General features: G+C 72.0%; 19 protein-coding genes. 9 read left to right on the forward strand and 10 right to left on the reverse strand.

Translation table 11 applies throughout. The features are described 5' to 3' along the window. Positions 1 to 165 precede the first annotated feature (165 nt). The 4 genes from WN71_RS10850 (at position 166) to WN71_RS10865 (ending at position 5,508) form a co-directional block, all read left to right on the forward strand. On the forward strand, positions 166 to 1,023 hold the full coding sequence (locus tag WN71_RS10850) for a LysR substrate-binding domain-containing protein (RefSeq protein ID WP_046586554.1): 858 nt from the start codon (positions 166 to 168) through the stop codon (positions 1,021 to 1,023). A 790-nt stretch (positions 1,024 to 1,813) separates the two neighbouring features. Continuing rightward, on the forward strand, positions 1,814 to 3,640 hold the full coding sequence (locus WN71_RS10855) for an AMP-dependent synthetase/ligase (RefSeq protein ID WP_046586501.1): 1,827 nt from the start codon (positions 1,814 to 1,816) through the stop codon (positions 3,638 to 3,640). 144 nt (positions 3,641 to 3,784) lie between these two features. Then, the gene (locus WN71_RS10860) at positions 3,785 to 4,621 is read left to right on the forward strand and encodes an aldo/keto reductase (RefSeq protein ID WP_046586498.1); all 837 of its coding nucleotides are present in this window, start codon (positions 3,785 to 3,787) and stop codon (positions 4,619 to 4,621) included. Between the two features lie 191 nt (positions 4,622 to 4,812). After that, the gene (locus WN71_RS10865) at positions 4,813 to 5,508 is read left to right on the forward strand and encodes a glycoside hydrolase family 75 protein (protein ID WP_046586553.1); all 696 of its coding nucleotides are present in this window, start codon (positions 4,813 to 4,815) and stop codon (positions 5,506 to 5,508) included. A gap of 13 nt (positions 5,509 to 5,521) precedes the next feature. Here the strand turns inward: WN71_RS10865 and WN71_RS10870 are convergent, their stop codons facing one another. From WN71_RS10870 to WN71_RS10885, 4 genes are all read right to left on the reverse strand, one after another. Continuing rightward, positions 5,522 to 6,235: an SDR family oxidoreductase gene (locus WN71_RS10870; protein ID WP_046586492.1), complete on the reverse strand. Its 714-nt coding sequence runs from the start codon at positions 6,233 to 6,235 to the stop codon at positions 5,522 to 5,524. Between the two features lie 161 nt (positions 6,236 to 6,396). Then, entirely contained in the window at positions 6,397 to 7,329 is a 933-nt protein-coding gene (locus WN71_RS10875) for a class I SAM-dependent methyltransferase (protein WP_046586488.1), read from the reverse strand. 152 nt (positions 7,330 to 7,481) lie between these two features. Continuing rightward, on the reverse strand, positions 7,482 to 9,206 hold the full coding sequence (locus tag WN71_RS10880; RefSeq protein WP_046586486.1) for a glycoside hydrolase family 6 protein: 1,725 nt from the start codon (positions 9,204 to 9,206) through the stop codon (positions 7,482 to 7,484). 29 nt (positions 9,207 to 9,235) lie between these two features. Continuing rightward, positions 9,236 to 10,717: a cellulose binding domain-containing protein gene (locus WN71_RS10885; protein WP_079177800.1), complete on the reverse strand. Its 1,482-nt coding sequence runs from the start codon at positions 10,715 to 10,717 to the stop codon at positions 9,236 to 9,238. Between the two features lie 284 nt (positions 10,718 to 11,001). On the opposite strand from WN71_RS10885, the gene WN71_RS10890 reads away from it, so the two are divergent. Further along, positions 11,002 to 13,929, forward strand: a complete 2,928-nt coding sequence (locus WN71_RS10890; protein ID WP_046586484.1) for a glycoside hydrolase family 48 protein — start codon at positions 11,002 to 11,004, stop codon at positions 13,927 to 13,929. 122 nt (positions 13,930 to 14,051) lie between these two features. On the opposite strand, the gene WN71_RS10895 is transcribed toward WN71_RS10890, so the two are convergent. Continuing rightward, positions 14,052 to 14,813 carry a class I SAM-dependent methyltransferase gene (locus tag WN71_RS10895; protein WP_046586482.1) on the reverse strand — a complete coding sequence of 254 codons (762 nt, stop codon included), beginning with the start codon at positions 14,811 to 14,813 and terminating at the stop codon, positions 14,052 to 14,054. 43 nt (positions 14,814 to 14,856) lie between these two features. Further along, positions 14,857 to 15,162, reverse strand: coding sequence for a 4a-hydroxytetrahydrobiopterin dehydratase (locus tag WN71_RS10900; RefSeq protein WP_046586479.1), 306 nt, complete (start codon positions 15,160 to 15,162; stop codon positions 14,857 to 14,859). A gap of 181 nt (positions 15,163 to 15,343) precedes the next feature. Between WN71_RS10900 and WN71_RS10905 the strand changes: the two genes are divergently transcribed. From WN71_RS10905 to WN71_RS10920, 4 genes are all read left to right on the forward strand, one after another. Then, positions 15,344 to 16,168: a helix-turn-helix domain-containing protein gene (locus tag WN71_RS10905; protein WP_046586478.1), complete on the forward strand. Its 825-nt coding sequence runs from the start codon at positions 15,344 to 15,346 to the stop codon at positions 16,166 to 16,168. 98 nt (positions 16,169 to 16,266) lie between these two features. Beyond that, positions 16,267 to 17,127, forward strand: coding sequence for a helix-turn-helix domain-containing protein (locus WN71_RS10910; RefSeq protein ID WP_046586477.1), 861 nt, complete (start codon positions 16,267 to 16,269; stop codon positions 17,125 to 17,127). A 46-nt stretch (positions 17,128 to 17,173) separates the two neighbouring features. Next, positions 17,174 to 17,989 carry an SAM-dependent methyltransferase gene (locus WN71_RS10915; RefSeq protein ID WP_046586474.1) on the forward strand — a complete coding sequence of 272 codons (816 nt, stop codon included), beginning with the start codon at positions 17,174 to 17,176 and terminating at the stop codon, positions 17,987 to 17,989. A gap of 190 nt (positions 17,990 to 18,179) precedes the next feature. After that, a complete protein-coding gene (locus WN71_RS10920; RefSeq protein WP_046586472.1) occupies positions 18,180 to 18,662 on the forward strand; it encodes a nitrate reductase molybdenum cofactor assembly chaperone in 483 nt (160 codons plus the stop codon). A gap of 9 nt (positions 18,663 to 18,671) precedes the next feature. Here WN71_RS10920 and dnaK read toward each other — a convergent pair whose 3' ends face one another. The 4 genes from dnaK to WN71_RS10940 form a co-directional block, all read right to left on the reverse strand. Beyond that, the gene (gene dnaK / locus WN71_RS10925; RefSeq protein ID WP_046586469.1) at positions 18,672 to 20,543 is read right to left on the reverse strand and encodes a molecular chaperone DnaK; all 1,872 of its coding nucleotides are present in this window, start codon (positions 20,541 to 20,543) and stop codon (positions 18,672 to 18,674) included. 153 nt (positions 20,544 to 20,696) lie between these two features. Further along, positions 20,697 to 21,125: an OsmC family protein gene (locus WN71_RS10930; RefSeq protein WP_046586467.1), complete on the reverse strand. Its 429-nt coding sequence runs from the start codon at positions 21,123 to 21,125 to the stop codon at positions 20,697 to 20,699. Positions 21,126 to 21,198: 73 nt separating this feature from the next. Further along, positions 21,199 to 23,019, reverse strand: coding sequence for a vWA domain-containing protein (locus WN71_RS10935; protein WP_046586465.1), 1,821 nt, complete (start codon positions 23,017 to 23,019; stop codon positions 21,199 to 21,201). Further along, positions 23,016 to 24,077, reverse strand: coding sequence for an ATP-binding protein (locus WN71_RS10940; RefSeq protein ID WP_046586462.1), 1,062 nt, complete (start codon positions 24,075 to 24,077; stop codon positions 23,016 to 23,018). Before WN71_RS10940 ends, WN71_RS10935 begins: the two co-directional genes overlap by 4 nt. Positions 24,078 to 24,109: the final 32 nt, after the last annotated feature.

A 24,109-nucleotide genomic window follows, 5' to 3' on the forward strand; every position in this document is an offset into this window, starting at 1 on the left:
ACGGTGCTCCACTTGCTCGTTCGGCGGTTCCGTCGGGGCGCCCCGCGGACCCGCTCCGGGTCAGGGACGCCCCCGTCCATCCTGCTCCTCCTTTCGGCGATCGGGAATCCGTCATACCGCTCTGACTGTCATCGCCGTTCGCGATGAGCGCCTATCGTGGTGGAGATGTACGACCCCTCTCACCTGCGCACCTTCCTCACGGTCTCGCAGACGCTGAGCTTCACGCAGGCGGCCCGGCGGCTGGGGCTGCGCCAGTCGACGGTGAGCCAGCACGTGCGGCGACTGGAGGACGCGGCCGGGCGCCAGCTGTTCTCGCGGGACACCCACTCGGTGGAGCTGACCGAGGACGGCGAGGCGATGCTCGGGTTCGCCCGCCGCATCCTGGAGGTGCACGAGCAGGCATCGGCGTTCTTCACGGGCACGCGGCTGCGCGGCCGGCTGCGGTTCGGGGCGTCCGAGGACTTCGTGCTGACCCGGTTGCCGGAGATCCTCGAGTCCTTCCGTCACGACCACCCCGAGGTGGACCTCGAACTGACCGTGGAGCTGTCCGGCACCCTGCACGAGCAGCTGGCCGCCGGGAAGCTGGACCTGGTACTGGCCAAGCGGCGCCCGGAGGACCCGCGGGGCGAGCCGGTGTGGCAGGACGACCTGGTGTGGATCGGCGCGGAGCGGCTGCGCCTGGACCCCGACCGGCCGGTGCCGCTGATCGTCTATCCGCCGCCGGGCATCACCCGGGCCCTCGCCATGGAGGCGCTGGAGCGGCAGGGCCGGGCCTGGCGGGTCGCGTGCACCAGCGGCAGCCTGAACGGGCTGATCGCGGCGGCCCGTGCGGGGCTGGGCGTGATGGCGCACTCCCGGGGCATGGTGCCGCCGGGCCTGACACGGGTCCCCGACCGGGCGGGTCTGCCGGAACTGGGCCGGGTCGACTTCGTGCTCGTCCACGGCCGACGCCGCCCCTCGGCCCAGGAGGCGGCGGACGCGCTGGCAGCGGCGATCCTGACCCGCGGCGACCGCCTGCGCTAGCCCTGGCCGGGCGGGGTCGCGATCATCTCCGTCACCCCGGGCCGGTGGGGACCATTTCGCGCAGTTCCCCGCGCCCCTGACAGGGCGCCTCGGCCCACGCACCCCAGGGGCGCGAGGAACGGCGCGCTCAGCCACGACGGACCCCCACGGGGCCCCACCCCAGACACCCGTCCGCGGCCCGTCGAGGGCTGGTCGCGCCGTTCCCCGCGCCCCTGACGGGGCGCCCCCGACCGCCACCCCCCAAGGGGCGCGGGGAACTGCGCGACCAGCCCCCACCGGGCCCGCACGGGGGCACCACGCCCGACACCCGACCGCGGCCCGGCGGGGAGCCGAGCGCGCCGTTCCCCGCGCCCCTGACGGGGCGCCCCCGACCGCCACCCCCCAAGGGGCGCGGGGAACTGCGCGACCAGCCACGACCGGGCCGCACGGGGGCACCACGCCCGACACCCGACCGCGGCCCGCAGATCGCGCGACAACGCCCGGTCCCGGGACGCCGCGCACGCGATGACCCGCACGTCGGACGGGCCCCGCCACCCCTCCCGAACCCCCGGAGGGAACCCGTAAGCGCCCCGGGCAGATTCCGTGGAGATTGCGGTTCCGGTACTTACTCGACCGTAAGTAATCTGTCCCCCGCTTTCCCCTGTGCGTGCATTTTCCCGGCCCCGCCCCATCCTTACGTGAGCATCGTTCCCTTTCGTACCCCCTCCCGCCCCGCCAAGAGGTGGGGTAGCTTTCACGGCGCTGTGCGGAGCCACAGGCTCACCGGACGCTGAGGAGGCGGGAGCGGGGTTTGCGCGAGTTCACCAATCCTCCGTTGGCGTCGGCACCGCCCGTGGGCGGTCTGGCCGATGCCGTGTTCCAGTACGCCCAGGAGGACCCGCTCTTCGTGGCGCTCGGCCGCAAGGACGACGGCGGCCAGTGGCGGGACGTGACCGCGGCCGAGTTCCGCGACGAGGTGCTGGCCCTGGCCAAGGGCCTGCTCGCGCGCGGCATCCGCTTCGGCGACCGCGTCGCGATCATGTGCCGCACCCGCTACGAGTGGACCCTGTTCGACTTCGCGCTGTGGTCGATCGGCGCCCAGGTCGTGCCGATCTACCCGACGTCGTCGGCGGAGCAGTGTTTCTGGATGCTGCACGACGCCCAGGTCTCGGCGGCGATGGTGGAGCACGAGGACCACGCGATGACCATCGCCACCGTCATCGACCGGCTGCCGATGCTGCACCAGCTGTGGCAGCTCGACACCGGTGCCGTGCAGGAGCTGTACGACGCCGGCGCGCACCTGGACGACGCGCTGGTGCACCGGCACCGCGAGGCGGTCACCCCCGAGTCGGTCGCCACGATCATCTACACCTCGGGCACCACGGGCCGCCCCAAGGGCTGCGTGCTGACGCACGGCAACTTCATGTTCGAGGCGGACACCGTCATCGCGCGCTGGGAGCCGGTGTTCCACTCGAAGAAGGGCGACGAGGCGGCCACCCTGCTGTTCCTGCCGCTCGCGCACGTCTTCGGCCGGATGGTGCAGATCGCCGCGTTCCGCGGCCGGGTCCGCTTCGGCCACCAGCCGCAGCTGCACGCGGCCGCCCTGCTGCCGGACCTGGCCGCGTTCCGGCCGACGTTCTTCCTCGCGGTGCCGTACATCTTCGAGAAGGTCTTCAACGCGGCGCGCCGCAAGGCGGAGCGGGAGGGCAAGGAGGGCCCGTTCGAGAAGGCGGTGGACGTGGCGGTGAAGTACGCCGACGCGGTGGAGGCCAAGGCGTGGGGCACCGGCCCCGGCCCGTCGGCCGCGCTGCGCGTGCAGCACCAGCTCTTCGACAAGCTCGTCTACTCCAAGGTCCGCGCCGCGATGGGCGGCAGGGTGCGGCACGCGATGTCCGGCGGCTCCGCGATGGACCGGCGGCTCGGCCTGTTCTTCGCCGGGGCGGGCGTGCAGATCTACGAGGGCTACGGCCTCACCGAGTCGACGGCGGCGGCCACCGCGAACCCGCCGGAGCGCACCCGCTACGGCACCGTCGGGCAGCCGATCCCGGGGGTCTCCGTGCACATCGCGGACGACGGGGAGGTCTGGATCAACGGCGGCAACGTCTTCCAGGGCTATCTGAACAACCAGAAGGCCACCGACGGCACCCTGCACGACGGCTGGCTCGCCACCGGCGACCTCGGCTCGCTCGACGAGGACGGCTACCTCACGATCACCGGCCGCAAGAAGGAGATCCTGGTGACCTCCGGCGGCAAGAGCGTCTCGCCCGGCGTGCTGGAGGAACGGGTCCGCGACCATCCGCTGGTCCACCAGTGCATCGTCGTCGGCAACGACCGTCCGTACGTGGCCGCGCTGGTCACCCTCGACCAGGAGGCGGTGGAGCACTGGCTCCAGATGCGCGGCAAGCCGGCGCTCGCCGGGCCGCAGCTGGTGCACGACGGCGATCTGGAGACGGAGGTGCGGCGCGCGGTGGTCGCCGCCAACACCCTGGTCTCGCAGGCCGAGTCGATCCGCACCTTCCGCATCCTCGCGCAGCCCTTCACCGAGGAACACGGCCTGCTGACACCGTCGTTGAAGCTGAAGCGCAAGGCGATCGAGAACGCGTACGCCAACGAGGTCGAGGCGCTGTACCGGGCCTGAGCGACCCGCCGTACGCCGCGCGGCGCGCGCCGGGCGTGATCCCCGCCATGTTTCCGGCCGAGTCCCGCGGTCAGGAATGCATCACGGCGCGTGATCGTTGACGATGGGAGTACCACCTGACGACAACCTAAGGATCAAGAGCTCGTGAGCAGCAAGGTCCCCCCGATCATCCTCAACAACGGCGTCGAGATGCCCCAGCTGGGCTTCGGCGTGTGGCAGGTGCCGGACGACGAGGCCGAGCAGGCGGTCGCCACCGCACTGGAGGCCGGGTACCGCAGCATCGACACGGCGGCGATCTACGGCAACGAGGCGGGCACCGGCCGGGCGATCGCCAAGGCGGGCCTGGCCCGCGAGGACGTGTTCGTCACCACCAAGCTGTGGAACAGCGACCAGGGGTACGACGCCACCCTGCGCGCCTTCGACACCTCCCTCGACAAGCTCGGCCTCGACTACGTCGACCTGTATCTGATCCACTGGCCGACCCCCGCCCGCGACACCTACGTCGACTCCTACAAGGCGTTCGAGAAGCTGCTGGCCGACGGCCGGGTCCGCGCCATCGGCGTCTCCAACTTCCTCACCGAGCACCTGAAGCGGCTGATCGAGGAGACCTCGGTCATCCCGGCGGTCGACCAGATCGAGCTGCACCCGCACCTCCAGCAGCACGCGGCGCGCGCGTACCTCGCCGAGCAGGGCATCGCCACCGAGGCCTGGTCGCCGCTCGGTTCCGGCAAGGGCCTGCTGGAGGTCCCGGCGATCGTCGCGATCGCGCAGAAGCACGGCCGCACCCCGGCCCAGGTGGTGCTGCGCTGGCATCTCCAGCTGGGCACCATCGTGATCCCCAAGTCCGTGACGCCGTCGCGGATCAAGGAGAACATCGAGGTGTTCGACTTCAGTCTGGACACCGAGGACCTCGCGGCGATCTCCGCGCTGAACGAGGACCGCCGGCTGGGCCCGGACCCGGCCACGTTCGACGTCGGCTGACCTTCCCGGCCGGGGACGCGCACCGGGGCCGCTCGCCGCAGGCGGGCGGCCCCTTCCCTTGCCCGTCCGCAACAGGTCCGGACCAAAGGGTTGACGCGGCCATGCAAACGGCGCCACGGTGTACGGCACTCGGTAAGGAAACTTTCCTAACAGAAGGGTCCCCCACAGTGCCCCCCACCAAGCCCCCCACCGTGCGCTTACGCACCCTCGCCCTCGCCGCGGCCTCCGCGGCCGCGCTGCTCGCCGCCGGAATCCTCCCGGCGCACGCCGCCGGCGCCCAGGCCCCGGCCTCCGCCCAGGAGGGCTCCGTCACCGCGGCGAGCCTGCTCGCCAAGGTGACGTCCTGCGCGCAGCTGTCCAACGGCAAGTACCGCACCGACGAGGAGACCTCGGCCACCGTGCCGGTGTGCGGCAAGAACGGCGCGGTCTTCTGGAAGGCCGACATGGACATCGACTGCGACGGGCAGCGCACCACGAACTGCAACGAGGACCGCGACCCCTGGTACCAGGACGACACGGCCTTCCACCAGTCCGACGGCAAGCCGCTGAAGGCCGAGTCGCTGCCGTACGTCGTCGTCCCGAGCTCCAGCAGCATCTGGAACTACACCGGCGCCGGCATCAAGGGCGGCGGCGTGGTCGCCGTGATCTACAACAACAAGGTGGAGTACGCCGTCGTCGGCGACACCGGCCCCACCCAGATCATCGGCGAGGCCTCGTACGCCACCGCGAACGCGCTCGGCATCGACCCCGATCCGGCGACCGGCGGGGCCGACTCCGGCGTGACGTACATCCTGTTCAAGAACTCGAAGGTCTCCCCCATCGAGAGCCACAGCGCGGCGGTGACGCTCGGCAATCAGCTGGCGCAGCAGTTCCTCGCGAACAACTGATGCCCAGGTGAGGTCAGTTGGGCTGTCCGAGCGGCCGTACGACGACGGTGTTGACGTCGACGCCGTCGGGCTGCCGGACAGCCCACACGACCGAGTCCGCGATCTGGTCGGCGGTCAGCAGCGTGCCCGGGGGCAGGCTGCCCATCCCGTCCCAGAACGGGGTCTCCACCCGGCCCGGGGCGATCAGGGTCACGCCGACGCCCCACTCGGTCACCTGGCGGCGGGTGTTCTCGGCGAGGCCGGTGACCGCCCACTTGGTGGCGCCGTAGATGTTGCCGGGCGTGTGCACAAACCCGGCGACGCTGCCGACGAGCACGATCCGGCCGCGCGTCGCCTTCAGCGCGTCGATCGACGCGCGGATCAGCAGGGCGGGGCCGAGCACGTTGGTCAGCACCATGTCGGTCCACTTCGCCGGGTCGCCCTCGGCGACCGAATCGTGGCTGGCGGAACCGGCGTTGGCGACGACCGTGTCGATCCGCCCGAACTCCTTGAGTGTCACGGCGACGGCCTCTTGGACGTCGTCGTAGTCGGCCGCGTTCCCGGTGATCGTCAACAGGCGGTCCGGGTCGCCCAGTTCGGCGGCGAAGTCGGACAGCCGGCGTTCCGTGCGGCCGGTGACCGCGACCCGGTGGCCCGCGTCGAGCAGCCGCCGGGCCACCGCCGCGCCGATGCCGCTGCCGCCGCCGGTGATGAGCGCGACCGGAGAGTCGGTCGTGGTGCCGGTCATGGTGCCTACCCCCTGTGAGGCCGGCCGCCCCGCTGGCGCCCGGCTGGTTCGAGAGGGAGTCCATCACTTCAAGCGCTCTCGAAGTCAAGCGCGCCGAGGGCCGGTCGACCGTCCACCCGGCGCGTAGCCGGTCGACCGCCTACCCGGCGCGTACCGCCCGCCTACCCGGCGCGTACCGCCGTGTGCACCGTGTGTGCCGCGAGGACGAACACGTCCGCGCGCCGGTGCACGCTCGCCGGGTCCTCGGGGTCGAGCAGCCGGTCCAGGGTCGCCCGGTCCGCCGCGTCCAGGGACTCGCCCAGGCCCTCGCGCATCCGGCCCAGGGTGGCGGCAACGTAGGAGCGGGCCCGGTCGGTGGCCGGTGCGGGCAGGTCGAGCAGGAACGTGCGGGTGCGGGTGTGCTTGAGGCCCGCGGAGGCCAGCAGCGCCGCCCAGTCCTCGGTGACGGCCACGGAGTCCGGCAGCCCGTCCCGCATCCGCGCGAACCACTCCTGCTCCAGCACGTCGATACGGGCCTGGAGGCCGGGGCGCCCGATGCCGATGTCACGCGGCAGGAACCGGGCGGGCAGCCCGCCCTCCATGAGGGCCAGGGTGCCGCCGGGCGCGAGCCGGTCGGCGAACGCGGCGAGCGCGGCCCGCTGGTCGCCGAGGTGGTGCAGGCTGCGGCTGGCCCAGAGCAGATCCGCCGGATAGTCCAGTTCGTCGAGGACGGAGGGCAGCTCGCCCGCGAGGGTGCCGAACCGGTCGGCGACGCCGTGCCGGGCGGCGCGGTCCGCGGCCCGCTCCAGCAGGGGCCCGGCCGCGTCCACGGCGACCACCCGGGCGCCCGGGAACGTCTCGGCGAACAGGACGGACACGACTCCCGGGCCGCTGCCCGCGTCGACGATCAGCCCCGGTTCGGTCACCTCCTTGCCCAGCCAGGCGAGGGTCCGCTCGTACAGCGGGGTGAACAGCTCCGCCTGGTCCTCCAGCAGCGGACCCATCTCGGCCCAGTCGACATCGCCGTGGTCGTGGTGGTGGTCGTGCTCGGGCCGGCCGCCGGATGCCTGTTCGTGGTCGTGGTGCCGGTGATCGTGGTCGTGCTGGTGCGCCATGGGGCAAGCCTCTCGTCCGGATGCCGCCCAGGGTGCGCCGACCCACCGCGCAAAAGCCAGCGGTGTTGCCGATACGGCAAACACATTCCCTCGTACGGCAAGGCCCGGCCGGGGCCCGCGCGCCTGCGGGCCCCGGCCTGCCCCTCACCCCGCTAGGACAGCGGCGGGTAGGCGTTCTGCATCAGCTGCTGGAACTGCGCCGAGAACCAGTGCCCGGACAGCGGCGCGTTCGGCAGCGCGCCGGAGAGGTTGTTGCCGTTGCGGGCGTTGCCCGTGTAGGTCGGGTCGCACATGCGGTCGAAGCCCTTGCCCTCGTCGTTGGCGATGGCGGTGCTGGAGCCGTCCGACTCACCCGGAGGCTTCATCCAGACGTAGGCGTCGATACCGGCGGCCGGGGCCGCCTGCGGGCGCTCGCCGAGGCCGGCTCCGGACTGGTTGCACCAGTTGCCGATGTGGATGCGCCGGTCGTAGCGGCCGCCGTCCACATAGGTGTCCACGCTGGTGGTGGCGCCGGGGCCGGTGGGCCGGGCGGTGCCGCCCCAGCCGTTGCGGGAGGTGTCGATCAGCATGCCGATGTTCGCGTTGAAGCCGACCGAGACCAGCTCGGTGCGGAAGGCCTGCGCGAAGGACTGCTCGTCGACGTAGCGGTTCCAGTCGACCCACTTGGACTGGCGCACCGAGGTGCCGTTCACCGTGTCGTTCACGGTGAAGTTGTTCTCCTTCAGGGCGCTGTAGTTGGCCGTGTTGGTGATGAATCCGGCCACGTCGTCGACGGTCGCGCCCTCGCTGGTCGCGGCCTGCTTGAACACGTTCGCGGCCGGTGCGAAGTTGTCGTCCCAGCCGAGCCAGCCGTGGTGGCCGGCGTCGAGGTAGTTGTAGACGTTGGGGATCGCGCCCAGCTTGGCGAGCGCGTAGCCGACGCCCTTCACGTAGTTGCCGTTGGCGAGCATGGTGTCGCAGTTGGCGGTGGCGGTGGCGCGGCTGCCGGTGTTGGTGACCAGGTTGGGCAGCGAGTCGATCTCGATGGTGGTGACGATCCGGAGCGAGGCGTACTTGGGGTCGGCGAGGATCGTCGCGATCGGGTCGATGAACTGGGTCTTGTACTTGTCGATCTCCGTCGGGCCGAGTTCGCCGTTGGAGGCGAGGGCGGCGCAGTCGCGGCCCGGCAGGTCGTAGACGACCAGCTGGACGACCTCCTCGTTGCCGCCCTTCTGGGCGAGGGCGGCGTCGAGGTGGTCGCGCAGGCCCATGCCGCCGTTCACGCCGTCGATCGCGGCGATCCGGTCGAGCCAGACACCGGTGGGCTGGTTGGAGACCCGGCTGCCGCCCGGCTCCGCGGCGGCCTTCGCGGACCACTCGGGGTTCACGTAGACCTGGGCGCCCTCGTAGGGGTTGTCGACCCGGCCGTCGCTGCCGCCGCCCCCGCCGGTGCCGCCTCCGCCACCCCCGCCGCTGCCGTCGTCGACGTTGCAGGTCACACCGTCGAGGGTGAACGCGGTCGGGACGGCGTTGGTGCCGCTGTAGGAGCCGTTGAACCCGAAGCTGACCGAACCACCGGTGGCGATCGTGCCGTTGTAGGACTCGTTGTTCGCGGTCACGGCCGTACCGCTCTGGGTGATCTTGGAGTTCCAGTAGCTGGTGACCTTCTGGTTGCCGGCGTACGACCACTTCACCGACCAACTGCTCTTCGCCGCGGCGTTGTTGGTGATGGTGACGGCGGCGGTGAAGCCGGTGTCCCACTGGTTCTGCACCGTGTAGTCCACGGTGCACGGGATCGACGCGGCCGCGGCGGCCGCCGGGAGTGCCGTGTACGCGGTCCCGGTGGCCCCGGCGACCAGCGCCAGGGCGGCGAGTATCGCTGTTCTGGTACGACTCATGAGGGGGGATTCCTTCTGGGTGGGGGGAGTTACGGGTTGACGGCGCGCAGATGGTCGCGCACCCCGATGCCGTACGCGGTGGGCGTCCCGTCGTAGGCGGAGATCAACGACGGGCCCGAGGAGCAGTCCCAGGTGTTCCAGGTCCAGCCGAGGTAGGACAGCCCCCGGTCGTCGAACCACTTCATGGCCTGGTCGACGAATCCGTGCGAGCAGGTGTTCTCGCCGATCTCACCGGCCACCAGCGGCACCTGGGCCGCGACCGGGGCGAGGGTGGAGTTCCAGCAGCTCTCGCCGGCACAGGAGTTGAAGTTGTACCCGTGGTACGCGGCGGCGAGGTTGCCGGTCGGATCGCTGGGCCGGTAGGTGAGCCACTGGCTCAGGTCGTTGGAGTAGGCGAGCCCGCCGGCCAGGACGACGTTGTGGGCTCCGGTTCCCCGGACGGCGTCGACGAGGTCCTGCATTCCGGCGACCTCGTAGGAGATGCCGGGGCAGGTGCCGCCGTCGCGCCAGCACTGCCACGCCTGGGTGGTGGTGGAGGTCGCCCGGTCCGGGTAGGGCTCGTTGAACAGGTCGAACACGACCGCCTGGTCGCCCTTGAAGGTACTGGCGACCGACGACCAGAAGGACGGGGAGTACTGCGCGTCCGGCATCGGTTTCTGGCAGGTGGCGTGGACGTCGGAGCAGCCCGCCGAGTTGCCGGTGTACTGCCCGTGGGTCCAGTGCAGGTCGAGCACCGGGGTCATGCCGTGCGCCTCGATACGTGCCACCAACTCCTGCACCGCGGAGGTGTAGTTGGCTCCCGAGTACTCGGGTTTGACGTTGGACAGGCCGAGCCAGCACTCCTCGTTGAGCGGGATGCGCACGGCATCGGCGTGCCAGTCGGCGATCGCCTGGATCGCCGCGTCGTCGACCGGGCCGTCCCAGATGCCGTAGCCCTGCACGCAGTCGAACTCGCCGCCGGAGCGGTTGACGCCGAGCAGCCGCCTGGTCGCGCCGGACGCGTCCACCAGCCTGTTCCCCGTGACGTGCAGCGCCGGGGCGGTGCCGTCCGAGGGCGGTGGCGTGGTGTCCGACGGGGGTGGCGACGAGGGCTCGGAGTCCACGTTGCAGGTGGTGCCGTCGAGCTTGAACGCGGTGGGCACGGTGTTGCGCCCCGACCACGAGCCGATGAAGCCGGCCGTCACGCTCGCGCCCGTGGCGAGCGTGCCGTTCCAGGTCTCGTTGGCCGCGGTCACCGCCGTGCCGGACTGGGACCATTGCGCGTTCCAGCCCTGGGTGACCTTCTGGCCGTCCGCGAAGCCGAAGGCGAGGCTCCAACTGCTCCGCGCGGCGGCGTTGTTGGTGATCGTCACCGACCCCTGGAACCCGGTGTCCCACTGGTTGGTGACGGAGTAGTCCACGGTGCAGGCCGGCGTTGCTCCGGACGCCGACACCACCGGCACCAGCGCGGCCCCGACCAGGGCGACCGCACCGGTGACGGCTAAAAGCATTGAACGCGGGGGGTGTCGCATGAGCGACTCCTTGCAGCTCGGGCGCGCCGTGACCGGCGCGTCGACTGATGGAACCGCTCCCACTGGTGCGGAGGAAGGTAGCGCCGAGTGACGTCAATGAACAGGGGATGCGCCTGACTTTTCCTCGAAGGGCCGAACGACGCGCCTCGAAGGGCCGAACGGTGCACCTCGAATCATTTCGAGTCTTCAAGCATCTTGACCGCTCCGGCCCCCGTCCCCACTATGGGAGCGCTCCCACTGGGTTCGAGCCTTGACCTCGCCGAGCCGCAAGGAGGACCCGCACCATGCATCCCCCCACTCGGACAGCGCGCAGACGCAGAGCCTCACGGCGATGGTGGACCGCCGCCGTCGCGGCGCTCGCCCTTCCCCTGTCCATGCTGGCGACGGGCGCGACGACCGCACGCGCGGCGTCGCTCCAGTGCAGCGTCGACTACAGGACGAACGACTGGGGGTCCGGCTTCACCGCGGACCTCACCCTGACCAACCGCGGCACCGCCGCGATCGACGGCTGGACGCTGACGTACGCCTACACGGGCAACCAGAAGCTCGTCAGCGGCTGGAACGGCACCTGGTCGCAGTCCGGCCAGTCGGTGACGGTGCAGAACGCGTCCTACAACGGGACCGTCGCCGCGGGCGGCGCGGTCTCGACCGGGGCGCAGTTCGGCTACAGCGGCACCAACACCGCGCCCACGTCGTTCGCCGTGAACGGCACCACCTGTGCCGGCGCGCACCAGCCGCCGATCGCCGTGCTGACCAGCCCCGCCGCGGGCGCGGTCTACACCCAGGGCGACGCGGTGCCGCTCGCGGCGACCGCGGCCGCCGCCGACAACGCCACCGTCAGCAAGGTGGAGTTCTACGACGACACCACCCTGCTCGGCACCGACACGAGCGCGCCGTACGCGCTCTCGGCCTCCGGCTTGACCGTGGGCAGTCATTCCCTGGTCGCGAAGGCGTACGACAGCCTGGGCGCGTCCGCCGAGTCCACGCCGGTCGGCATCACGGTCGCGGCGGGCCCCGCCGTGGTCGCCACCCCCGCCCAACTGGGCGTACGGCAAGGCACGTCGGGAACCTTCGCGGTGAAGCTGTCGACCCAGCCGAGCGCGAACGTCACCGTCGCCGTGGCCCGTACGGACGGCAACACCGGCCTCACCGTCACCGGCGGCGCCTCGCTCACCTTCACCCCGGCGAACTGGAGCACGGCGCAGACGGTGACGGTCACCGCCGACTCCTCCGGCACCGGCGCGGCCACCTTCACCGCCTCGGCGGCCGGGCACGCCGGGGCCACGGTCACGGTGACGGAGCTGGCGGCGTCGAAGGCGTACGACGCCCGCTTCCTGGATCTCTACGGGAAGATCACCGACCCGGCGAACGGCTACTTCTCCCCGCAGGGCATCCCCTACCACTCGGTCGAGACGCTGATCGTCGAGGCGCCGGACTACGGCCACGAGACCACGTCCGAGGCGTACAGCTATCTGCTGTGGCTGCAGGCCATGTACGGCAAGGTGACGGGCGACTGGTCCAAGTTCAACGGCGCGTGGGCCCTGATGGAGAAGTACATGATCCCCACCCACGCCGACCAGCCCACCAACTCCTTCTACAACGCGGCCAAACCGGCCACGTACGCGCCGGAGCTGGACACGCCGAACGAGTATCCGGCGAAGCTCGACACCTCGGTGTCCGTCGGCTCGGACCCGATCGCCGGCGAGCTGAAGAGCACCTACGGCACGGACGACGTGTACGGCATGCACTGGCTGGAGGACGTCGACAACGTCTACGGCTACGGCGACGCGCCCGGCTCCTGCGAGGCGGGACCCACCGCTTCGGGCCCGTCGTACATCAACACCTTCCAGCGCGGTGCGCAGGAGTCGGTGTGGGAGACGGTTCCGCAGCCGACCTGCGACGCCTTCAAGTACGGCGGCAGGAACGGCTATCTGGACCTGTTCACCGGCGACTCGTCGTACGCGAAGCAGTGGAAGTACACCGACGCCCCGGACGCGGACGCGCGCGCGGTGCAGGCCGCCTACTGGGCGGACGTGTGGGCCAGACAGCAGGGCAAGGGCTCCGACGTGTCGGCCACCGTGGCCAAGGCCGCGAAGATGGGCGACTATCTGCGCTACGCGATGTACGACAAGTACTTCAAGAAGATCGGCAACTGTGTCGGCCCGTCCGCCTGTGCCGCCGGCACCGGCAAGGACTCCTCCGACTACCTGCTGTCCTGGTACTACGCGTGGGGCGGGGCCACGGACACCAGTGCCGGCTGGGCCTGGCGGATCGGCTCCAGCCATGTCCACGGCGGCTACCAGAACCCGCTGGCCGCCTACGCGCTCAGCTCGTACGCCGATCTGGAGCCCAAGTCGGCGACGGGGGCGGCGGACTGGGGCACCTCGCTCAAGCGCCAGCTGGAGTTCTACCAGTGGCTGCAGTCCAGCGAGGGCGCCATCGCGGGCGGCGCGACCAACAGCTGGCAGGGCCGTTACGCGACCCCGCCGAGCGGGACGTCCACCTTCTACGGGATGTACTACGACGAGGCGCCCGTCTACCACGACCCGCCGTCCAACCAGTGGTTCGGCTTCCAGGCGTGGTCGATGGAGCGGGTCGCCGAGTACTACCAGCAGACCGGGAACGCCACCGCGAAGACCGTCCTCGACAAGTGGGTGAAGTGGGCGCTGTCCAAGACCACGGTCAACCCGGACGGCACCTTCCTGATCCCCTCCACCCTCCAGTGGTCCGGGCAGCCGGACACCTGGAACGCGGCGAGCCCCGGCAGCAACAGCGGGCTGCACGTCACGGTCGCCGACTACACGAACGACGTCGGCGTGGCCGCCGCGTACGCCAAGACGCTCACCTACTACGGCGCCAAGTCCGGTGACGTCACCGCCAAGTCGACGGCGAAGGCGCTGCTGGACGGCATGTGGGACAACGACCAGGACGCCCTGGGCATCGCCGTCCCGGAGACCCGCACCGACTACAGCCGTTTCGACGACTCCGTGTATGTGCCGAGCACCTTCAGCGGCACCATGCCGAACGGCGACGCGGTCACCTCGTCCTCGACCTTCATCTCGCTCAGGTCCTTCTACAAGAACGACCCGGCCTGGTCGAAGATCGAGAGCTACCTCGCGGGCGGCGCCGCGCCCAGTTTCACCTATCACCGCTTCTGGGCCCAGGCGGACATAGCCCTGGCCATGGGTTCGTACGCGGAGCTTCTCGAATAACCCCGCCAGGGCTCCGCGTACGCGGCCCCGCCACCTGACGGCGGGGCCGACCACCGGGCGGCCCCGCCCTCACACGGGGCCGCCCGGTCCTCGGGCGTGTCGTCACCTTCCCGTCGGCAGGCTCAGCCGGGCGCGGGCCGCCCCGGCTCCCTGCGAAACGCGCACAGCGTGAAGTGCGGGTCCGGGCGCGGGCGTTCCTGGTCCGGGAGGGCCGCCAGGCGGTGTGCGAAGTGCTCGGCGCGCGGGTCGCCGGGGGGCAGTCCGGTGAACCAGCCGCGCCGCAGGTCCGCGATCGTGTCGCGGGGGCTGCGGCCCTGGCCGGCCCCCACGAACCGGGCCCGTCCGGACGGCCGCAGCCCGTGCGCGGCGGCGTACGCCTCGACGGCGAGCGCGGCGTCGCGGGGGTGGCGGCGCGGACGGCCCGCCAGTACGGCGTCGATGTCGCTGCCCACGTCGTGTGCGGCCGCCTTGTCGACGGTGGTGACATAGACGCCGCCGGGCCGCAGCACGCGGGCGCATTCGGCGACGACCGCGCGGGCGTCGGCCGGATCGTCGACGAGGTGCAGCAGCCAGACACTGGTGACGGCGTCGAACGCGGCGTCGGGGAAGGGCAGTCGGCGGCTGTCGGCGATCACCACCCGGCCGGGCAGCCGGGCGGCGGCCATCCGCGCCATGCCCGGGGCCAGGTCGGCGCCGGTGACCCGGGCTGCGGGGCGCCCCGCCGCGAGGCGCCGGGTGACGATGCCCGTGCCGCAGGCGAGGTCGAGCAGCGCGGTGGCCCGCTCGGGCAGCAGGCCGAGCACGGCGTCGGCGGCCGCGGCGGCGCGCGCCTCACCGCCGCGCGAGGCGTCGTAGACCTCCGCCTCTTTGTCGTAGTCGAGCACGTCCGCTCTCTCCCCCCGCCCGCCGCCCCGCTGCCGCCGGTGGTCAGCTCGCGCCGTGCGCGGGCGCCAACGCGGCGATCCGGCCGGCCAGTTCGAAGTCCTTCACGGTGAGCGCGCCGCCCGCGCTGTGGGTGCTCACGCTCACGGAGACCGTGTTGTAGCCGAGGGTCAGGTCGGAGTGGTGGTCCAGCTCCTCCTGCACCTGGGCGATGTGCACGACCATGGCGGTCGCGGCGAAGTGCGAGGCCAGCCGGTAGGACCGGCCGAGCAGTCCCCCGTCGGCCGACCAGCCGGGCAGCTCGGCGAGCCGCTCCTCGATCTCCTTCGGCGCCAGCGGTTCGACGGGCATGGACTGCTCCTTCCGGTCGCGCTCGGGGGTGCGCCCTCCCAGCCTGCCACAGGGGTGGCGCGAGGGCCCGGGGCACAGGGCCGGGCGGGGAGACGGCCGGGCAGGTGGACGGGCCGCGGCACAAGGCTGGAGCGGGGAAACACCCGCGGCCGTTCGCGGCGCCTGGACTACCGTCGTACCCATGACCGCGACCACGCCACCCCAGGCCACCGCCCCCGCCGGGGTGGGCCCGCTGCTGCGCGCCTGGCGGGAGCGGCGCCGGGTCAGCCAGCTGGAGCTGGCGCTGCGGGCCGACTCCTCCGCCCGGCACATCAGCTTCGTCGAGACCGGCCGCTCCCGGCCCAGCGAGGAGATGGTGCTGCGGCTCGCGGAGCATCTGGAGGTGCCGGTGCGGGAGCGCAACGCGCTGCTGCTGGCGGCCGGTTACGCACCCCGCTACCCCGAGACCCCGCTCGACGACCCGGCGCTGGACGCGCTGCGCGACGGCCTGGAACGGCTGATCCAGGGCTATGAGCCCTACCCGGCGCTGGTGGTCGACGCGGCGTACGACGTCGTCGCGGCGAACCGGGGCGTGACGATGCTGCTGGAGGGGGTGCCCGAGGCGCTGCTCGCACCGCCGCTGAACGCGATGCGGCTGACCCTGCACCCGGAGGGTCTCGCGCCGCGCATCCGCAATCTGCGGGCCTGGCGCGGGCACCTGCTGGCCCAGATGGAGCGGCAGATCGCGCTGCACCGCTCGGCGCCGCTGCGCGCCCTGTACGAGGAGGTGGCGGCCTACCCGCTGCCCGGGCGGGAGCGGGCGGGCGAGGAGGACGAGGACGACGGGCCCGTGCCGTACTTCGCGCTGCCGATGCGGATCGAGCACGCCGGTCGGGTGCTCTCGTTCATCTCGTCCATCGCCACGTTCAACACGCCGATGGACGTCACGGTCGCCGAACTGGCCGTCGAGACGTTCCTGCCCGCGGACCCCGCGACGGTCAAGTACCTTCACTCTCTGGTGAACTGACAAGGCGTCGACTGGCCATTTTTCGCTCGATCACGCGTGCGGTCGAGGGGCGCATGGCACACTGCACGCAGACTTCGGCGCGTTCGGGGAGGCGTGGCGTGAGTGAACGACGGGCCGCGCCCACCGTCGGCCAGGTGGTGCTGGGCAAGCGGCTTCAGGAACTGCGCGAGGCGGCGGGCGTCAGGCGCGAGGACGCCGCCCGCGTGCTGCGGGTCGCCCCGGCGACCGTGCGCCGCATGGAGATGGCCGAGGTATCCCTCAAAATCCCTTACGTCCAGGTGCTGTTGACCGAGTACGGCGTCTCCGACGAGGAGGCCGGCGCGTTCGTCGCGCTGGCCGAGGAGGCCAACCAGCCGGGCTGGTGGCAGCGGTTCCACGACGTGCTGCCGGACTGGTTCAGCATGTACGTCAGCCTGGAGGGCGCGGCCCGGCTCATCCGGTCCTACGAACCCCATTTCGTGCCGGGCCTGTTGCAGACGGAGGACTACGCGCGCGCCGTCATGGAGGCCGGCACGATCGGCACCTCCGGCGACTCCATCGAGCGGCACGTGTCGCTGCGGATGGAGCGGCAGCGACTCCTGGAGGGCGACGATCCGCCGCACCTGTGGGTGATCATGGACGAGACGGTGCTGCTGCGGCCGGTGAGCATCCGCGGCCATGTGATGGGCGAACAGCTGGACAAGCTGCTGGAGTTCGCCGAGCGGGACCGGGTGACGCTGCAGATCGCCGAGTTCCGCGAGGGCCCGCACCCGGGGACGTACGCGCCGTTCTCGCTGTTCCGGTTCGCCGAACCCGAGCTTCCCGACATGGTGTTCACCGAGTATCTGACCGGCGCCCTCTATCTGGACTCGCGGGGGGAGGTCTCCGCGCATCTGGAGGTCCTCGACCACATGACGGCGCGCGCCGCGTCCGCCCAGCGCACCAAGAAGCTCCTGCGCGAGTACCGCGAACGCTTCTGACCCCCGCCCACCCGCCTGCGACCGCACGCCGAGGAGCCCTGCCCGCATGAGCGCACCGGAATCCGCGCCCACCCACGTCGACACCAGCCGCCCGCACCCCGCGCGGGTCTACGACTGGTGGCTGGGCGGCAAGGACAACTACCCCGTGGACGAGGAGCTGGCCCGCCGGATCCTGGAGGTGGACGGCACGGTGGTGCGCGGCGCGCGTGCCAACCGCCGGTTCATGCACCGGGCCACCCGCACGGCCGCCGAGGCCGGGGTCCGCCAGTTCCTGGACATCGGCACCGGCATACCCACCGAGCCCAATCTGCACCAGGTCGTGCAGGCCGTCGCGCCGGAGAGCCGGGTGGTGTACGCCGACAACGACCCGATCGTGCTGCGGCACGCGCAGGCCCTGCTGCGCGGCACCGCCGAGGGCTCCACCGAGTACGTGCACGCCGACGTCCGCGACCCCGACACCATCCTGCGGCTGGCCGGGGCGAGCCTGGACTTCGCACGGCCCGTCGCGCTGTCCCTGGTGGCGCTCACCCACTACCTGGACGAGAAGCCGGACGGCGACGACGTGTACGGCCTGCTGGGGGGTTACGTCGACGTGCTCGCCCCGGGCAGCTACCTGATCCTCTCCCAGGTCACGCCGGACCTCAGCCCCGAGGCCATGGAGAAGGCGGCGGCCCTGTTCCGCCGCAGCGGCACCCCGTTCCACCCGCGCAGCCTCGCCGGGTTCACCCGGTTCTTCGAGGGCCTGGAACTGCTCGGACCCGGTGTGATCCCGGTCTACGGGTGGCGGCCGGACGCGGAGGACGTGGCCGCCCAGGCCGAGGGCATCGTCCCGGTGTACGCGGGGGTGGCCCGCAAGCCCTGACCCGCCCCGCCGTTCCCCGGCCCGCCGTCAACCCGGACGGGTGCGAAGAACGGGTGCGTCGTGCGGCCCGCCCCTAGCGTCGGAACAGGCCTGGTTCCGGCGCGGGGGCGAGCCAGGGCCCCTTCCTGGCCATGCCGGTCTGCCCCGCGCCGCGCAGACGCCGGCCCCCGGACGACGCGAAGGAGGCGGGATGCCCTCGGACACCGTGCTGTACCAGGCGGCCGCGCTCTGCCTGACCTACCCGGGCGAGGACTTCCACGCCCGGCTGCCGCTGCTGCGCGAGGCCGCCCCCCAGCTGCGGGGGTTCACCGACCACGCGGCGGTGACGGAACCCGCCGAGCTGGCCGCGCACTATCTGCGGGTGTTCGACATGGAGCGCGGGCACAGCCTCTATCTGAGCCGGTGGCAGAGCGGCGGCAGCGGCCCGGACGCCGCCTCGGCGGGCCGCTTCGAGGACGCCTACCGCGCGCACGGACTGGACGTCGGCGAGGAGCGGCCCGACTTCCTGCCCGCCGTTCTGGAGTTCACCGCCCGTACCGGCGAGACGGGGCTGCTCACCGAGCACCGCACGACGCTGGAGCGCCTGCGCGGCCGGCTCACCGAGGACGGCACGCCGTACGCCTGTGTCCTGGACGCGGTGTGCGCGGCCCTGCCCACGGTGCACCACCCCTGACGGGCCGCGCTACGCGGCTCCCCCGCGCGTGTCCCGGTCGTCGTCGACGATCTCCGCCTCGACCACGGTCTCGTCGTCGTCCTGCGGCACGTCGTGCTGCTCGGTGCCGCCGTTCGCCGGGGTGTCGGGCCGGGCCTGGGCGTACATGGCCTGGCCCATCCGCTGACTGACGGTGGCGAGTTTCTCGACGCCCGCGCGCAGGGCGGCGGTGTCGGTCTCCTGCTCCAGCAGGGTCTTCACCTCGGAGACGGCGGCCGCCACCTCGGCGCGGGTGTCGGCGGGGATGCGGTCCTCGTTGTCCCGGACGAACTTCTCGGTCTGGTAGACGAGTTGCTCGGCCTGGTTGCGGGTCTCGACGCCCTCGCGGCGCCTGCGGTCCTCCTCGGCGTACTGTTCGGCCTCGCGCATCATGCGGTCGATGTCGTCCTTCGGGAGGGCGGAGCCGCCGGTCACGGTCATCTTCTGCTCGCGGCCGGTGGCCAGGTCCTTCGCGGAGACGTGCATGATCCCGTTGGCGTCGATGTCGAACGCCACCTCGATCTGGGGCACCCCGCGCGGGGCGGGCGGCAGCCCGGTCAGGTCGAAGACGCCGAGCTTCTTGTTGTAGGCGGCGATCTCGCGTTCGCCCTGGTAGACCTGGATGCCGACCGAGGGCTGGTTGTCGGTGGCCGTGGTGAAGATCTCCGAACGCCGGGTCGGGATGGTCGTGTTGCGCTCGATCAGCCGGGTCATGATGCCGCCCTTGGTCTCGATGCCCAGGGACAGCGGGGTGACGTCGAGCAGCAGGACGTCCTTCACGTCGCCGCGGATCACGCCCGCCTGGAGGGCGGCGCCGACGGCCACCACCTCGTCCGGGTTGACGCCCTTGTGCGGGTCCTTGCCGGTGAGTTCGCGCACCAGGTCGGTCACCGCGGGCATCCGCGTGGAGCCGCCGACGAGGATCACGTGGTCGATCGCGGAGAGCTTCACCCCGGCGTCCTTGACCGCCTGGTGGAAGGGGGTCTTGCAGCGGTCCAGCAAGTCGGCGGTGAGTTCCTGGAACTGAGCGCGCGTCAGTTTCTGTTCGAGGTGCAGGGGTCCCTCGGCGGAGGCGGTGACATAGGGCAGGTTGATCGACGTCTCGGACGACGAGGACAGCTCGATCTTGGCCTTCTCGGCGCCTTCGCGCAGCCGTTGCAGCGCCATCCTGTCCTGGCCGAGGTCGATGCCGTACTGGCCCTTGAACGTCTTGACCAGGTGCTCGACGATCCGCTGGTCCCAGTCGTCGCCGCCGAGCCCGGTGTCGCCGTTGGTGGCCTTGACCTCGATGACGCCGTCGCCGATCTCCAGCAGCGACACGTCGAAGGTGCCGCCGCCGAGGTCGAAGACGAGCACGGTCTGCTCCTCGCCGCGGTCGAGGCCGTAGGCGAGGGCGGCGGCCGTCGGCTCGTTGATGATCCGCAGCACCTTCAGGCCCGCGATCTCCCCGGCCTCCTTGGTGGCCTGCCGCTGGGAGTCGTCGAAGTAGGCGGGCACGGTGATCACGGCGTCGGTGACGTCCTCGCCGAGATACGCCTCGGCGTCCCGCTTGAGTTTCTGGAGCACCCGTGCGGACAGTTCCTGCGCCCGGTAGCGGGTGCCGTCGACGGCGCCCTGGTCCGGGAACCGCCAGGAGGTGTCGCCCATGTGCCGCTTCACCGAGCGCGCGGTGCGGTCCACGTTGGTCACGGCCTGCCGCTTGGCGACCTCGCCGACCAGCACCTCGCCGTTCTTCGCGAAGGCCACCACCGACGGGGTGGTGCGCGCCCCCTCGGCGTTGGCCACGACCGTGGGGTCACCGCCCTCCAGGACGGCCACCACCGAGTTCGTCGTCCCGAGATCGATCCCGACCGCACGTGCCATCTGCGTCCCCTTCCGCCCGGCGGTGCCCGCACTCCAGGACAGAACGGGCGCGGCGCCTTGTCAATGCCGGGTACCCCGTCGATCGGGGTGAACGACGACGGCGCCGCGCTCCCCTCGCGGGGGCGCGGCGCCGGGGCCGGTCGGGACGCGGGCTCAGGCGAGCTTCGCCGACAGGGTGATCGTGGTGCCGGTCAGGGCCTGGCTGACCGGGCAGTTCTTCTTGGCGTCCTCGGCGGCGGCCACGAAGCCGTCGTCGTCCAGGCCGGGGACGGTGCCCTCCACGGTGAGGTGGATGCCGGTGATGCCCTCGCCGGGCTGGAACTTCACGTCGGCGGAGGTGGTGAGCCGGGTGGGCGGGGTGCCGGCGCCGGCCAGGGCGTGCGACAGCGCCATCGAGAAGCAGCTGGAGTGCGCGGCGGCGATCAGTTCCTCGGGGCTGGTCTTCCCGTTCGCGTCCTCGGCCCGGGAGGCCCAGGTGACCGGCTGGTCGGCGATGGCGCCGGAGGAGTCGAAGGAGACGACGCCGTTGCCCTCCAGCAGGCTGCCTTCCCAGACGGTGTGTGCGGTGCGCGTGGTGGCCACGGTTCTTCCTTTCGCATGGAATCACTGCTGGGCCCATCCGATCACATCCGGGCCCAGGGCGTGCGGACACGCCCTACTGCACCGTGAAGACGGGCCCACGCGGGGTGAACGGCAGCCGGGCGCCCCGCGGAACGAGATAGGCGTGCTCGCGCCGCACCCGCAGCACGTCGCACCAGCCGTCGGTGATGACCAGCACCGGCGCGCCCGGCGGGAAGTCGTCCGCCCGGTGCAGCAGGTCGACGCCCGGCTGGAGGACGGTGCCGCCGCGCCCGCGCACCCGCACCCGGCCGGCGATCTCGGTGACGGGCAGATACCCGGCGTCGTACGGCGCCGCGTCGCAGAACACCACGCGGGCCGCGGGCACGTCGCGGGCCTCGGCGTAGGAGGCGATCGCGCCGAGCGCCTTCCCGAGCAGGGTGCGGTCCATGGAGCCGGAGGTGTCGAGGACGACGCCGAAGGTGCAGCGGGCGACCTCCTCGGGCGGGAACCAGCGGCCCGCGCGCGGGATGTCCGGCGTGGACGCCTGGCGGCGCGAGGGGCGCGCGAAGGACCGTACGGCCTCGGGGCGGGGCACGAACTCGTCGAACCAGCGCGCGAGTTGCGCGTCCCAGGGCAGCGGCGGGTGGGTGAGGGCGCGGATCTCCTCGACCAGGCCGCCGGGCAGCAGGCCGCGCTCCTGGTGCTGGTGCAGGTCGAGACCGTGGCCGAGGCCCCGCCGGTAGAACGCGTCGAGGTCGACGTAGGGGCCCGGCGGGCCGAGCGGGCCGCCGAGCACGTCGGGGGCGCCCCGGCCGCGCAGCGTGGACAGGCGCCTGATCCGCCGCAGGTCGCCGGCGATGCGGTCGTAGACCTCCTCGGCGGACAGTCCGTGCAGCTCGGGGTCGTGCAGCAGCCCCTCGGGCATGGTGCCGACGTCCATCTCGCGCAGCCAGCCGTTGATGACGTAGTCGCAGGCGACGTTGAAGAAGTACGGGTCCCGGGGGCCGCAGCGGTCGCCGTGCCGCAGCGCGGCGTGCAGCATCTCGTGGGCGAGGACGAACCGCCATTCCTCGTCGTCGAATTGGACCAGCGGGTTGACGTAGATCTCGGCGGCCCCCGCGTCGACGGCGGCCACGGCGATGTCGTGGGCGCGGGCGAGTTCGGCGTCGGCGACCAGGGTGATGCCGGCCGCGATGCCGCCGAGCAGCGGGTAGGAGGAGACGAACCAGCTCAGGGCGCGCTCCCAGGGCTGGAGCGGGGTCCTGCCGCCGCGCATCGAGGACCGCCGCCCGCCGGCCAGGTCCATGGCCGTGGCGACGGTGCGGGTGAGGGCGTGCGCGAACTCCAGCTGCCAGTCCTTCAGGGCCCCGCCGCGCCAGCTGTCCCAGGGCACCAGCAGTTGGTCGGGCTCGCCGCCCGCGGTGCCGCAGCGGTCGTGGGCGGCGGGGATGCCGTCTCGGCGCCAGCGGGCGGCGAGCCGGTCCTCGTCGCCGTCCGGGTACGACGCCGGCAGGTCGTCCGGGGTGCGGCCGACGGGGAAGCCGAGCAGGAAGCGGTTGACGACGGCGCAGCGCGCCGCGAGGTCGTACCGGTCGGGCTGGGTACGGCGGCCGGTCGCGGCCGGGACGTGCCCGAAGCCGAGGTGGATGATCGCGTGCGCGAGGGCCCAGGCCCAGGCGTCCGGTTCGGCCCGGCGGGCGGGGTCGACGTGCAGGACGCCGTCGGAGTCCACCCGGACCAGGCCGGCGCCGGGCGAGGCGGCGCAGTCCTCCTGGCGGCACACGCTGAACCCCACGGCGGCGAGCGCCCGGTTGGCGCGCACCAGGCGCAGGCCCGCCTCGAACGCCTCCGCCGCCGGGTCGGACTTCTGCTTCTGCTTCTGCTTCTGTTTCTGCCGGTCGTGGCCGCGGCTCACTGGCGCGCCTCGACCAGGCGGGGCATGTCGCGGGCCGCCTCGATCAGGAACCAGGCGGGCAGCAGCGGGTTGCCGTCGGTGTCCGGGGCGATGACGCTCTGCGCCACCTCGACGGAGATCTCGGCGAGCTGCACCAGCAGCGACTTGGCGCGGTACGCGGTCTGCCGGCCGCTCGGCGAGAGATGCTCACGGCTCGCGGGCAGCTCCTTGACCAGCCGGCCGCGGAACGACTCGGCGAGGTAGTACAGCAGGTCGCGGTCCTGGAGGCGGTGCGGCCAGCCGGCGTCGCCCTTGAGGATTGCCTCGATGCCGAAGCGGCTGCGCACGATCTTGGCGTAGCCGCAGAAGGCGACGGCGTGCGCGGGCGTCAGCGTGCCGTGCGCGACGACCTTCAGGGTCTGCTCGTCGATGCCGTCGCCGAAGGAGTGCAGGGCGTCGGAGAGCATGTGCCAGGAGCGCGGCGAGGAGAACGGCTCCTCGGTCTTGGGCGGCGCGGACCACAGGTGGTCGGGCCGGTCGGTGAGGTGGTCGAGGATCCAGGGGTGGATGCCGTGGCCCGCGGCCCACGCCAGCCAGTCCTTCGCGGACGCCTCCAGGTGCACGTGGGTGAGCCGGTTGACCAGCGCGGAGGCGATCGGGCGGGCGAGCGCGTTGTCGGTCGAGCGGTTGCCCGCGCCGATCACGATGGAACCCTTCGGCAGCTCGTAGGTGCCGATGCGGCGGTCGAGGATCAGCGAGTAGAACGCCTTCTGCACGTCGGGCGTGGCCGCGTTCAGCTCGTCGAGGAAGAGGCAGTACGGCTCGTCGCGGGCGATCGCCTCCGGCGGGCAGAACACCGAACGGCCGCCGCGGATCTGCGGCACGCCGATGAGGTCCTCGGGGGCGAGCTGGGTGCCGATCAGGCTCACGCACTCCAGGCCCAGGGACTCGGCGAACTCCCTTACCAGGGACGACTTCCCGATGCCGGGAGCACCCCACAGGAACACGGGCCGCACGGTCGCGAGGCCGAGCAGCAGCTCGGGCACGCGAGCGGGAGTGACGGTGACGGCAGCCTGCAAGGCGCGGCTCCTCGACGGGGGTTCGGGCACGA

This window comes from Streptomyces mangrovisoli, assembly GCF_000974985.2.
Taxonomy (GTDB): domain Bacteria; phylum Actinomycetota; class Actinomycetes; order Streptomycetales; family Streptomycetaceae; genus Streptomyces; species Streptomyces mangrovisoli.

What these genes read in the sequence shown, in the direction of transcription:
- WN71_RS10850 (WP_046586554.1), top strand. Translation starts at nt 166, where the DNA reads ATGTACGACCCCTCTCACCTGCGCACCTTCCTCACGGTCTCGCAGACG.
- WN71_RS10870 (WP_046586492.1), bottom strand. Translation starts at nt 6,235, where the DNA reads ATGACCGGCACCACGACCGACTCTCCGGTCGCGCTCATCACCGGCGGC.
- WN71_RS10875 (WP_046586488.1), bottom strand. Translation starts at nt 7,329, where the DNA reads ATGGCGCACCAGCACGACCACGATCACCGGCACCACGACCACGAACAG.
- WN71_RS10880 (WP_046586486.1), bottom strand. Translation starts at nt 9,206, where the DNA reads ATGAGTCGTACCAGAACAGCGATACTCGCCGCCCTGGCGCTGGTCGCC.
- WN71_RS10885 (WP_079177800.1), bottom strand. Translation starts at nt 10,717, where the DNA reads ATGCGACACCCCCCGCGTTCAATGCTTTTAGCCGTCACCGGTGCGGTC.
- WN71_RS10890 (WP_046586484.1), top strand. Translation starts at nt 11,002, where the DNA reads ATGCATCCCCCCACTCGGACAGCGCGCAGACGCAGAGCCTCACGGCGA.
- WN71_RS10900 (WP_046586479.1), bottom strand. Translation starts at nt 15,162, where the DNA reads ATGCCCGTCGAACCGCTGGCGCCGAAGGAGATCGAGGAGCGGCTCGCC.
- WN71_RS10905 (WP_046586478.1), top strand. Translation starts at nt 15,344, where the DNA reads ATGACCGCGACCACGCCACCCCAGGCCACCGCCCCCGCCGGGGTGGGC.
- WN71_RS10915 (WP_046586474.1), top strand. Translation starts at nt 17,174, where the DNA reads ATGAGCGCACCGGAATCCGCGCCCACCCACGTCGACACCAGCCGCCCG.
- WN71_RS10920 (WP_046586472.1), top strand. Translation starts at nt 18,180, where the DNA reads ATGCCCTCGGACACCGTGCTGTACCAGGCGGCCGCGCTCTGCCTGACC.
- dnaK (WP_046586469.1), bottom strand. Translation starts at nt 20,543, where the DNA reads ATGGCACGTGCGGTCGGGATCGATCTCGGGACGACGAACTCGGTGGTG.